The sequence below is a fragment of the Brakhagea baltica genome, from assembly GCF_052161605.1.
Lineage (GTDB): Bacteria > Planctomycetota > Planctomycetia > Pirellulales > Pirellulaceae > JBKCUI01.
In genome coordinates this window covers 4,198,370-4,210,949 of record NZ_CP197409.1, presented here as the reverse complement: position 1 = coordinate 4,210,949, position 12,580 = coordinate 4,198,370, and the positions used below count along the sequence as shown (strand labels likewise).

9 protein-coding genes are annotated in these 12,580 nt (G+C 52.6%); 3 read left to right on the top strand and 6 right to left on the bottom strand.

All coding sequences use genetic code 11. The features are described from left to right. Positions 1-2,442, bottom strand: a complete 2,442-nt coding sequence (locus SH449x_RS16105; protein WP_482377099.1) for a DUF1549 domain-containing protein — start codon at positions 2,440-2,442, stop codon at positions 1-3. 561 nt (positions 2,443-3,003) lie between these two features. On the opposite strand from SH449x_RS16105, the gene recQ reads away from it, so the two are divergent. Both recQ and SH449x_RS16095 read left to right on the top strand, forming a co-directional pair. Beyond that, positions 3,004-5,274 (top strand): DNA helicase RecQ, encoded by a 2,271-nt coding sequence (gene recQ / locus SH449x_RS16100; RefSeq protein WP_482377098.1) that lies wholly within the window; start codon positions 3,004-3,006, stop codon positions 5,272-5,274. Positions 5,275-5,304: 30 nt separating this feature from the next. Then, positions 5,305-6,363: a DUF1559 domain-containing protein gene (locus SH449x_RS16095; protein ID WP_482377097.1), complete on the top strand. Its 1,059-nt coding sequence runs from the start codon at positions 5,305-5,307 to the stop codon at positions 6,361-6,363. Between the two features lie 225 nt (positions 6,364-6,588). Here SH449x_RS16095 and SH449x_RS16090 read toward each other — a convergent pair whose 3' ends face one another. Continuing rightward, positions 6,589-7,452 (bottom strand): hypothetical protein, encoded by an 864-nt coding sequence (locus SH449x_RS16090; protein WP_482377096.1) that lies wholly within the window; start codon positions 7,450-7,452, stop codon positions 6,589-6,591. A 288-nt stretch (positions 7,453-7,740) separates the two neighbouring features. On the opposite strand from SH449x_RS16090, the gene SH449x_RS16085 reads away from it, so the two are divergent. Next, entirely contained in the window at positions 7,741-8,775 is a 1,035-nt protein-coding gene (locus SH449x_RS16085) for an arginine N-succinyltransferase (protein WP_482377095.1), read from the top strand. 1 nt (position 8,776) lies between these two features. On the opposite strand, the gene SH449x_RS16080 is transcribed toward SH449x_RS16085, so the two are convergent. The 4 genes from SH449x_RS16080 to SH449x_RS16065 all read right to left on the bottom strand — a co-directional run bounded on the left by SH449x_RS16080 (position 8,777) and on the right by SH449x_RS16065 (position 12,579). Next, complete coding sequence (locus SH449x_RS16080) at positions 8,777-9,784, bottom strand: mechanosensitive ion channel family protein (protein ID WP_482377094.1); 1,008 nt, start codon at positions 9,782-9,784, stop codon at positions 8,777-8,779. Between the two features lie 98 nt (positions 9,785-9,882). Next, positions 9,883-11,121, bottom strand: coding sequence for a beta-ketoacyl-ACP synthase II (gene fabF / locus SH449x_RS16075; protein WP_482377093.1), 1,239 nt, complete (start codon positions 11,119-11,121; stop codon positions 9,883-9,885). Positions 11,122-11,232: 111 nt separating this feature from the next. After that, positions 11,233-11,469, bottom strand: coding sequence for an acyl carrier protein (gene acpP / locus SH449x_RS16070; protein ID WP_482377092.1), 237 nt, complete (start codon positions 11,467-11,469; stop codon positions 11,233-11,235). A gap of 342 nt (positions 11,470-11,811) precedes the next feature. Next, entirely contained in the window at positions 11,812-12,579 is a 768-nt protein-coding gene (locus SH449x_RS16065; RefSeq protein WP_482377091.1) for a Cif family virulence factor, read from the bottom strand. Between the last annotated feature and the right edge of the window lies 1 nt (position 12,580).

Below are 12,580 nucleotides of genomic sequence, written 5' to 3'. Positions count from 1 at the left end.
TCAACGATTGATCTGAAACTCGGGGAGCATAACGACCGCCCAAAGAATGTCGGCCACTGCGGAAGGGGCTAATGGCATCGACAGTTCGCTTGCTAATAAAGATTTCTCTTCAAGACTTGGCTCTCGACTCAAAGCGTGCTGGAACAGCCAATCCACAAAAGCTTCGGGATTGTCCCACGACTTGTTTGCCAATCGCTCTGCACCCCGCTTCAGGTAACTATCCAACGTCTCGCCGATCGAAAGATCAATGGCTTCCAGGGTTGTCATTTCCGTCGGACGAACCGAGACGATCTGATCGCGATTCGGTCTTCCAAGCGATCGCATCAGAAAGTCGCTCTTGACGAGCGACGCGCGAACCATTGCTATATTGCCGTGTATTCCCTTGGCTAACATGGTCTCCGCTTGCGGAGTTACTCGAGGGGACCAAATTCCACTATGGTTCACCGCAATTGCCGTTTGCCAATCGTTGGGGGGGGACGAAAACGAACCGGAGTCGTTTGGCAATTGCGAGGTCCATTCCCAAGATCCGTCTGTCCCAAAGCCGCCTTCTGTACTATCGGGACAAGTATAAAGCACCTCGCACCATAGTCCGGCCGGGTTCGGGGTCCCCCCACCATTACGTCCTACGATGAGCAATTCGTTATCACCCGCCTTCAACGATTCCAGGACGATGGTGTTCGGCGCATCCCACTGTTTGCCTTCGCCGATGAAACGTCCGTTAAGGTAAGCCCGATACTCATTATCGCAACTGATTACGGCGATCGCTCGCTCTGGAACTTGTGTAGCATTCCAAACTTTTCGGAATGCCAACGTTTGACCGGCAGGCGCATTGGTCGCATCCACCGCATTCCATATCCACTTGGCTTGGAGTTCTCGCTTTTGCTTTAATGGCTCTCCAGGCTCGGTCCGTTGGACTTGGGCATCCATCGCATTAGGTGCCGCTCCCGTTAATTGCCAAATCGCATCGAGCAACTGCTCCGCCGTCAAACGTTTGGCTCGAGGCCCTCGATAAGTATAAGTCGCAGCATCGGCTGTTTCAGCGACGGATTCCGACCGGGATTGGTAGGCTGCCGAAGTGACGATGAGACGAAGTGTCTGCTTTAGATCGTAATTGTTATCTGACAAATGAATCGCCAGATAATCTAGTAGATCTTCGTTCCATGGTTCGGTTTGCATGGCATCGGTCGGATGCACGATACCTCTGCCCATCAGTCGATGCCAGAGCCGATTGACCATGGTTCGGGTGAATCGTCCATTGTCACGGTGAGTTAATAGCGTAGCTAACTGCTGGAGTCTCTGGTTCTTATCTGCCTTGGAATCGATGGAACCGAGTTCGGGAAACAACCACTTCGGCTCAGCCATCTGTCCGAGCGGCTTGTCGCAACGGTGAATCTCTAACGGTCGCTCGCTGTAGATCGCGGCCAAGCCGAAAGCTTCGTCCAAGGTCCATCGGTCCACAAAGCTATCATGGCAAGACGCACACTTGAGATTGATCCCCAAAAACGATTGACCAACACTCTGTGCAAATTGAATCTCCACCGTTTGGCCAGCACTAACCTCACCACGCCATCGTATCCCGTTAATAAAACCCGCGCTGTCTGGGGTTGGCGGTGCGATCAACTCACGAGCCATCTGGTCGTAAGGTTTGTTTCGCAACAAGGCATCGTAAAGCCAAGTGGTAATCTGGGTTCGACCACCAGTGATAAAGCCAGTACCTGTATAGTCGTTCCGCAGTAGATCGTTCCAAAAGGTTAACCAGTGATCAGCATAGGCGACGTTTTCCGACAGCAACCGGTCGACCAAGTGGGCACGCTTGTTCGGTGACTCGTCACTCAAGAACTTTGCACGCTCCTCGGGTGTCGGCAACAATCCGATCAAATCCAGAGATACTCGTCGCAGAAAGACTTCGTCTGAGACGGTTGCTGGCATCTGCTCGCCATGTTGGGCCAAATCGAAATCAAGAATCCGATCCAATGGGTGATCGCGACCGGTGGTTGTTGTTGGGAGCTCTGGGCGACGTGGCAAAAGGGGTGGCTCATAGGTGCGCGGAGCAAAGGTAAATCCAGATTCCCATTTCGCTCCTTGGTCGATCCATTTCCCTATCAATGCGGCTTGCGCGGGGGAAAGCCCCTCTCCATCGGGCGGCATCTTGTAACCATCTTCGGTGGATGTAACTCGGAGGTAAAACTCGCTCGATGCGTGCTGACCAACAGTGATAGGGGAGCCGGAGTCTCCGCCGGCGAGGAGATCCTCGCGAGTATTGAGGCTGAACCCGCCTTCGCGTTGCAGCCCAGCGTGGCACTTGGAGCAGTGGGTTTTGAGAATTGGTACGACAGTATGAGCAAAGTCGATTTCTTCAGCCCGGCAGTCAGGTAGCCAACACAGCAACAGTCCGAGCATTACGCTCCAAGCAAGTAGGGGCAAGTAAATCGGTTTGTGCACGCGTTGGCCTTGGTAATCGAGACAGATTCTACCGGGGATCGCTCCTTTCTCAGTTCTCAGCCTTACTAATCGATGCCGTTCGGCTAATCGATAGTGCACTGCGGAGGTCCGCTGCGGGAGTCCGCTGTAAAAGTTTGCTGAGCAATTTCAGTAACCCTTGAGCGGCTGGAAAGGAGCCTTAACTTCCATTCAATGTACCGCCTAGCGGGCTGCAAATCAACGTTTATCTAGGCTGTTTAGCGAGGCGTTCGGGAGTTGGCAACCTAGCGCAGATTGCAGGAACGGCCTCGTTCGGTGACGAAATACAGAGTTGCCGAGGGAGGAGGCATTGATTGGGTAGGTTGATGGGCGGTGGGCGCGCTGACGCCCTACCGGAGGCCTTGCGGCCTTTCCGCTACTATTGACGTCGCTGCGCGACATAGTCCCAAATTCACTCGGCAGCTTACCAATTGCTGATCGCTTTTGCTATAATTCGCAACGCACTTTGGAAGTGCTTGATTTTTGATGGACCCAAAACCTTTGTAATCGGTTTTCCATTTTTGCTTTTAGGAGAGGTCTATCATGTCCGCATCTGCGCTTGCGACATTGCCACACTCAACATTCCCATCACATGCAATGACTCGTCAACTAGACGCTTCGTTCTTTGAGATGCTTCACCGGGTTTGGGGCTTTCAAAGCCTCCGGCCCGCTCAAACCGCTGCCATAGAGTCGATCCTCAACCGGCAAGACACCTTGGTCGTCATGCCAACCGGCGGCGGAAAATCGTTATGCTACCAAGCACCCGCCGTACACCAAGGTGGTCTGACGATCGTTGTCTCCCCCTTGCTGGCCCTTATGAAGGATCAAGTCGACTCGCTCAATGCGGTCGGCGTGTGCGCAGTTCGCGTTGATAGCACATTAAACGTTGAGGAAAAACGGGAAGCTGCGAGACTGATAAAGTCTGGAAATGCACGCCTGCTGTTTGTCTCTCCAGAACGAATGACTTCACCGGAGTTTCTCAAGTTCCTGGAAGGAACTGGTGTCCATACGATCGCTATCGATGAAGCTCACTGCGTATCGCAATGGGGACATGACTTTCGGCCCGAGTATCGACAATTAGGTTTGCTCAGAAACCATTTTCCCAACGTAGCCATTCACGCATTCACTGCGACCGCTACCGAAAAAGTGCGACTCGACATTGTCGCACAGCTCAAGCTGAAATCGCCAACCGTTCTGGTCAGCTCTTTCGATCGCCCCAATCTAACGTATCGCATTCTACCTCAAGTGGATCTCCCCTCCCAAATAAAGGAAGTATGTGAGAGACACCGTGGCTCAGGTGGAATTGTTTACTGCATGCGCCGCAACGATGTCGAATCAATCGCCGCTTACCTCGCCCATCAAGGCTTCTCGGTGGCGGGATACCATGCAGGCATGTCGAACGAAGAAAGAAAAAAGGCACAGGATGCCTTTGTCAATGAACAAGTGGACATCGTCGTGGCAACGGTTGCCTTTGGGATGGGAATCGATCGTCCGAACGTTCGCTTCGTTGCACACGCTGCTATGCCGAAATCGATCGAGCACTACCAACAAGAGACAGGTCGCGCAGGCCGCGATGGGCTCCCGGCTGAGTGCATATTGTTCTTTACCATCAGTGATCTTATCGGTTTGCGACGGATGACTGAAAAGAGCTTGATCGAAGCAGGTGTGTCGGACGAAATTGTTGCTGCGGCCAAGAAGCAGCTCGAAGAAATGGCCAGCTATTGCCGCACTCCGAAATGCCGCCATCGTTCGCTGGTGGAGTACTTTGGGCAAACCTATGAAACGGACAATTGTGGTGCATGCGATGTTTGCCTGGGTGACACCGATTGCGTACCGGATGCAAAGGTCATCTCGCAGAAGATCATGTCTTGCGTTTTCCGTATCGGTGAACGTTACGGCGTCAACTATTTGGTCGACGTGCTCACCGGATCGCGAGCAGCGGATATTCTAAAGCGGCAACACGACCAACTCAGTACGCACGGTATCCTCAAAGACCACTCCAAGAACCAGTTGAAAGACTGGGTCTATCAACTAGTCGGCCAAGATTTACTGGTCATTGACGCCGGCGAATATCCTGTTGTCAAGCTGGGAACGCAAGCCCGCAGCGTTCTGCAAGGAAACGGGGAGGCCCGTTTGATTCGAACCGCAACGAAAACCAAGCAGCGAAAACAAGAGCTGCAATTCGAAGCGAGTGCTCATGCAGATATGCAGCTATTTGAAGAGTTACGGGGTTTGCGAAAGGAAATCGCTGCGTCCATTGGCATGCCTCCCTACATCGTCTTTTCCGACAACGTATTGCTCGAACTCAGTGCGACCCGCCCCTCAGATGAGCAGCATATGGAGGGTATTAGCGGAATCGGACGAACCAAGATGGATTCGTACGGATCGCGATTTCTCGCCGCGATACGCTCCTACTGCCAACGGACGGGCGCATCAAAAGATATGGTTTGGAAATCGGCAACAGCTGCTCCGCTAGCCAGCCCCATGCGGATGTCAGGCACCAAATCGATCACGATCCCGATGTTAAAACAACTGCGTCCTCTGGAGGAGATCGCCGCCAGGGCGGGAGTGACTGTGGGGACAGTGTCGGGGCATTTGAGCGATTTGCTTCAAAGCGAAATCATGGAAAGCATCGAACCATGGGTCCCTATCGAAATCCAAAAACAAGTCATCGCCGCTGCGGATATCGTGGGCCGAGAAAAGATGACACCCATCTTTGAGCATCTGCAACAGAAGATTGGCTATGAAATCATTCGAATTGTCTTGGCTTTCGAGCGTCAGGCCGCGGCTCCCAAGGCTGCGAACCACCAATAGGCAAATCACAGCAATAGAGAGTACAGCTATATGTACCCGTTTCCTGATACGGTTTCCGAGTTTTCTTGGTGGACGGTTGTCGTCCACCTCAGTTTGTTGGTGATCGCAACGCTACCGTTTGCGTTACTGCTACGACGATCCAAACGAAAGGCGAAGCAATCTCAGCTTTGGGTCTTAATGATTTCATTATTTCCCATCTCTATGGCGATTGTTGTTCGTGGTCAAACAGCTCCATCCTATGAGACTCCATTTCTTGTGGGTGCTTTTTTCTACTTCTCTATATTGATTGCAGTGACATTTGGTATCGTTACCGTCCGACTCAAGAAGCAATCGGGTAGTACGCCTGTGGTAGCGATAGTGGGGACAGGAGTGTTGCTTCTGTTTATAATTGGTCTTTTATTGCCTACCGTACCGACAGCCCGAGAAGCAGCTCGTCGGATGCATTGTTCGAGCAATTTGAAATATATTCTTTTAGGAATGCATAATTACGATAGCTCGTCTAAACGGTTTCCAACTCCCGCAGGCATAGGCTCTAACGGAGACCCTGTCTCCTGGCGAGTGAGTTTATTGCCATTCCTAGAACAGAGCCGTTTGTACGAAAAGTATGATCAAGGTCAGTCATGGGACAGCCCTCAGAACGAAGCTCTACAGTATTACGGAGTTGCTCCTCCCATCTACACTTGTCCAAGCGACCCCGATTCGATTCGACAATTTAAGAATCCGCAGAAGGCAGTCGTCTATTCCGCCTACGCCATGGCAACCGGTGGCGGGACAGTTACCAGTGAATTCCATCGTCCCTCGTCTAGTCTTTCGCAGTCCTATTACGGAAAGATCGTACTAGTCGAGGCATGTGGGCAACGAATTATCTGGAGCGAACCGAGAGATGCCGAAGTGACCGAGGATTCGATTGGAGTCAATTTGGACGGACAGCGACCAGGGCATAGCCGCGGGGTCATTTCATCCTACCATACGGGCGGAGCGAACTTTGGACGGCTAGACGGCTCAGTCGGTTTCATGTCGAAAGACATTGATCGCGAGGTCCTTCGTCAATTGTTAGATGCCGAGTCTGAGGTCCTCGACGTATACTAGCTGAATGAGGGCGGAGGAATTGCCGACGAAAACAATTAGGTTACGACTAGACTATGCCGACATCATTCTCGGTAACTCATCCATCTCAATCATGCTTGGCAACTGCGAGTTAAGCTTTGATCTGAAACAAGTGTTTCAATAAGCCCTGGGGGGCAGGGATCTTTAACAAGATCCGCTGCACTAGTTTATTTGTACAAATATCGTTATAGCAACCCTTGTTGCGGCCTACGGATGTTGGTTGACTCCGGGGGGAGAGTTCGGGTCTTCGAGTGGTGGAATGGAGGTGGAGAAGGATTGGCCTATTTGACTGGCTTCATAACGTCCAGCTGCGTGGCCAGCTAACACGCCTGCCGCATAAAGAGGTGTTTGGAATTGGCCGATTGCCGTTCCCGCCGCAGAGCCAACATACGTTCCATAGGCTGGGTAGAGCACATGACGGCTTTCCCGTAGAAGCTCGAGATCACCCCGGCTCTCTGCATACGCTAACACGTCATTCGTAGCCACTCGCTCATGATACAGCGGCACAACCGGCAACGTGTAGAGCGCAGCATAAGTTCCTGGGTAACGACGATTGGAAAAGTCTTTGGCATGCGCGGCTTCATGCAACGCAATGGCAGGAACGTCGCTGTAGAGATGGATGGTTGCCGTATAAGGATTATAGTGATCGCCACCAAACAAACGACCGGGAAATATCGTCTCGCCCGCCGTCGCGACGACACCAAACGTGTATCGCCAAGGCCAAGCTACCGATTTGTTGCGAACCAATCGCCGCCAATCGTCCAGCGGTCGATACTGGTTCAACCGAGCTTTAACGTCGTACAGCTCATTCTCTTCCATGTACTCGACCAACCGCTGCTCCGTTTCAGGAGAGATATTGTGATTCTCAATGCGACGATTCCACAGAATGATCTTTGAAGGAACTCCCCAAACCCACCCAAAGGCATCAATCACAGGACGAGACTTGCCCCGTTCCACGATCGGTTCGCTGTCCGGGGTTAAGCTGGTCGGAAGATTGTTCCGAACCCGATGAATCCCATGTGGCCGCAGCACTCCGCAAGCCGTGCAGGTCGACAAAAGTGTCGCCAGCATGCAAAGGCGAATTACTATGCCGACTTGTTTTGCGCAATGCCGCTGAACCATAATAGATCGGGGATTAGGGTTGGCTTGAGAAGGTGTGCTAGAGGAGCTTATCAAAAGCGATTAGCTCACGTCCAGCCGCAAAAACAGCCCTTGGTTACAGACGCTGGGATTTCACGAAATGCGCGTAGCGAGAGACTTTAAATTTGAGAGAATACACGAATCCTCCTTCAACCTCTTCGCTATCTAAACAAGTAACTCATCCATCGGATGCTTCGTACCAAGTAGGGAAAACGTGCCGTGTTTCGAATCCGTGAAGCCACTTTGGAAGATCTAGATGAACTGTGGGGCCTCGTTGGACAAGCTAGCGTGGGCATGACTTCGCTTCAGATCGACAAGGATACCCTTAGGGATCGGCTGGAAAAATCTGTCTTCGCGTTCTCGAGAACGATCGAGAAAGCCGAGGGGGCCCCTTATGTTTTAGTGCTCGAAGATATGGCGACCCGATCGCTTATCGGGACGTCATGTATCTTTTCCAAAACCGGGGGTTACGAGCCGTTCTACGCGTACAAAATTGAAAGTAGCAAAGCCGTCAGCGAAATGTTACAGCTCGAGACTCTCGTGCATTCCTTGCACTTGGTTACCGAGCATAACGGCCCAACGGAAATCGGTAGCTTGTTCCTTTTGCCCGATTACCGAGGTAAAGGCTGCGGTCGACTGCTGAGCATGAGTCGCTTTCTATATATGGCAGCTCATCCAAAACGATTTGCAAGCACGACGATTGCCGAGATGCGTGGCTATCAGGATGAGCAAGGAGTTTGCCCCTTCTGGGAGGCCATCGGCGCTCACTTTTTCAAAGTCGACTTTCCTCGAGCCGATTCTCTATCGATGATCAACAAAAAGTTTATCCGCGACTTGATGCCCAAGTACCCGATCTATCTGGAATTGCTACCGCATGACGCTCTCGAAGCGATCGGCCAGGTGCATGTACAAACGCGTCCAGCTTTAGCCATGCTGGAATCTCAAGGATTTCGAAGGAACGCCTTGATTGACATCTTTGATGGAGGCCCCGTGGTGGAATGCGAAACAGCAGAGATTCTGGCTGTCGCCAACTCCCACCGCATGGCTTGGTTCGCTTCGGAAACGCTCGGAACCAAGCAAGCTTTAGTGGCTCGCATCGCTCGTCCCTTCGTCACGATTCAAACCCGAGTCGACATTTCTCAAGAGGAGGGCAGTGCTAGAATCGGGCTTACTGCGGAATCGATCGAATGGCTTCATCTCCAGCCTGCGGATCCGGTGATGGTGCTGTTCTTGGATCCAGAGTCAGGCAAGTAGCTCAAGATGTGATGGATTCGGTGCGGCGAGGTGTTAATCTTGGAATCGCCGCAACAGCCGAACCATCATTTGCACCGATTTGATCCGCCTCGGCACCCACGGGGAATACCCTTCCTATCGAGGAGCCTGCCCCGTTCACGAAAGCCGCCTCGGAATTCTCTTTGAGCCTAACCTCCATTTGCGGTGCCGCGATAGCGATTTCGGATTGATTAAGATAGCTCATGATTTGATAGATAACCTTGTCGCGAACGACGACAAAGTCGGCTGTGGGGGCCCAGCCGCGGGCGACCCATTCGACGGATATGTTGGTAACACCCACTATAAGAACTTGTGGTTGCCGCTTTTCATCTGTGTTTCGGATCTCAGGAATGGATTCCAGAGCTCGGTGCAGCACCGCCCGTGTGATATCCATGTTCGCTTGAAGCGAAATGCTTAGTGGAACTTCGATGCGGCGGTACGGATGGTAGGTAATATTCTCAATGGTGTTGGTGGAGATGGAGTTGTTCGGGATGATGAGGCGGCGATTATCGAGCGTATCGACAATGGTGTGAAACAGATCGATCTCGTGGACGCGAGCCGTTACTCCACCAGCGACAACTAAGTCTCCGACTTTGAATGGCCTAAAGACCAGCATCAGAATGCCGGCAGCAAAATTAGACAGGGTTCCTTGAAAGGCGAGGCCAATCGCAAATCCCATCGTTGCGATCAATGCGGCGAAGCTTGTCGACTGAACGCCAAAGTAAGCGAGAACGATGAGCAGGCCGCACCCTAACAAGCCTCGATAGACGAGCTTTTCGACGAACTTGCCGACCGTCTGGTCAACTCTATTGGAGAGAGGGCCTGCGACGGCTCGGGAAATGTACTTCGCAGCGAAGTAGCATAGCACCATCAGCAGCAAGGCTTCGACCGCCTTGAGCAGGGAGCTTTCTCCGATTTCCCAAAGTGCGTTCCAGTCACCTGTTATGATTGCATTCTTGATGCTATTGAAACTGTTCAAGACGGAATCCATTCAGCCACCTCATTGTAGAATCACCCACGCAATGAGTTAGCAAAACGGTGTCATCGAATGAAGAGCAGTTTTGGCAGAGGGGTTTCAGACGACCAGTTCTAATCGACTCGCCCACAGATCATGGTCGCGTTGTGGCCACCAAAACCAAAGCTGTTGTTCATGGCGACTCTAACATTGGTCGTTCGAGCAACATTGGGAGTGTAGTCCAGATCGCACGTTGGATCAGGGGTATCCAGGTTGATCGTGGGAGGGACGACACCTTTGTAGCAGGCCAGAATGGAGATGATCATCTCGATAGCACCACTTGCCCCGAGAGCGTGGCCCAAGTGACCTTTCGTGCTGGATATGGCCACTTTCCTCGCAGCTTCACCAAAGACGTTCTTAATCGCTACGGTTTCCGCTTTATCGCCGAGAGGGGTGCTGGTCCCGTGGGCGTTGATATAGCAGACTTGATCGGGCGAAAGTTTCGCATCGCGAAGGGCGTTTGTCATAGCTCGGCTGGCACCGCGTCCTTGTTCGTCGGGAGCGGTGATATGCCCTGCGTCGCAGGATCCTCCGTAGCCTAAGATTTCGGCGTAGATTCTGGCTCCACGACGACGAGCGTGTTCGTATTCTTCGAAAACGAGCACTCCGCATCCTTCGCTGAGAACGAATCCGTCTCGGTCAGCATCGAATGGACGGCTAGCTTTTTCGGGTGCGTCGTTACGAGTGGAGAGGGCTTTCATGTTAGCAAAGCCAGCGACACCCATGGCCGTGATGGCGGCTTCGGTGCCACCGGTAAGCATAATGTCTGCTTCGCCGTATTGGATTGCTTTGAGTGCGTCTCCCATCGCGTTATTGCTGCTCGCGCATGCGGTGGCAACGGCAAAGTTGGGACCTTGGAGCCCATACTGAATAGCCAAGTTTCCGCCAGCGGCATTCAACATCATTTTGGGGATGGTGAAAGGGCTGACGCGGTCTGGCCCTTTGCTGAAGAGGCGGAACATTTGCTCTTCAATTTCGTTGAGTCCACCGATGCCTGAGCCTAGGATGGCACCGCATTGAAAAGGATCTTCTTTTGAAAAGTCCAACCCTGAGTCTTTGACCGCATAGTACCCTGCGTACATGGCGAACAGGGTGAAGCGATCGAGGCGTTTGGCTTCTTTCGCATCGACAGAGGCGCCGGGTTCAAAATTCTGAACGTCGCCACCAAACTTGACCTTCTGGTTGGTGGTATCGATGATCGAGAGGGGATGAATCCCGCTCTTTCCAGCAACGATCGCATCCCACAGTTCGTTGACATCCGAAGAAAGTGGGGTCACGCACCCCAAACCTGTAACTACGACACGTCGTCTCATCGCTTTTCCGCTCTACCTCGTCCGCTGGCGATACTTTACCAGCCAGCAATACTTGAGCGGTCCACCGTTGAACGGCTCGTTACTGGCATGATAAATCTATCGTGGGCCACTCTACGCTTGTTGCTTTTCGATGTACGCAACCGCTTCGCCCACTCGCTGGATCTTTTCAGCAGCGTCTTCTGGGATGCTGATATCGAACTCTTCTTCGAGTTCCATTACCAACTCGACCGTGTCCAACGAGTCTGCTCCGAGATCGTTAACGAAGTGGGTATCGCGGGTAATTTTGTCTTTTTCGACGCCCAATTGCTCCGCAACGATATCGATGACTCGTTCCTCAATAGATGCCATAACAGGGTGCTCCCCTCAGCTGCTTAATTAAAATTCATTGGATAAGAAAGGTTTTTTCATCCAAGGAACTCCGTTAAATGTCCCCTGGAACGTGTCGGATTCTAGCAAAAAGGAACTTCTGATGAAGGCCAAAGGCTTTATCCCAAGAAAAATTGAGTCTGTCAGCCTTGGGATGACAAATCCGATTTGGCGGAATCTACGATTTGAGGCGTCCCGTTCGGTTTTCACGCCGATCTAGCGAAAAAGCCTGCCATTCCAGGCAGGCTCCTTGTTAACTCTCGGGCCTCATATTGCCGAGCAAACAGCGGAAGCCCGCTAAATTGCTTCGGATCAACGCCCTACCTATTTGAGATTGAACGGCGGGAGCCCTCCCGAAGGAGCCGACCCTCCGGCAGGTGGTAGGCCAGCAGGAGGCAGTCCGGCAGGTGGTAGGCCGGCAGGTGGTAGGCCGGCAGGTGGAAGATCCCCCGCTGGTGGGAGGCTCGGCAGTCCCGAGACGTTGCCACCGCTCGGAGCCCCGGGCAAGTTGGCAACACGCTCTTGTGGAGGCAAAGGCTGCTCGACAGTCGGCTCATCGAGGTTCTCAAAGTTCACAATTTCAATATCGTCTTCTGAAGGCCCGGTCGCAACGACCATGCCCGCAATCCGCCAACCTGGCACGTCTTTGTGCAGCACCCAAACGACTTCCATTGATTGGGGAGCCTGCCCTTCGACCTCTGGTTCGAGCCAGGTCGAGGACACGAGGACTTCACCGTCCTCCATGGTCGCATCACCAATGGTGAACGTGGCCTGTGCAGATCCTGGTGGCTCGATAGCGATCCCTTGACGTTCGATTTCCCGGCGAGCGGCATCGGTGAACAACGCAGCAAGCTGCTGTCCATCACCTTTACGCATAGCTTCCAGAAAGACGCGAACGATCTCTTTCGGATCGCTTGGCACTGCGGCTTGAGAAGGTATAGCGGAGGTTGAGGCATTGCCGGTGGAAACCAGTTGAGACTGGGAGCCAGCGGAAACCTGCGGAGGTGCTTCGGCTACCGGCTGATCTCCACCGCCACAACCTACATAAAACACGGTTGACAAGGCCAACGAGGCCCAAATTTGCTTCTTCATT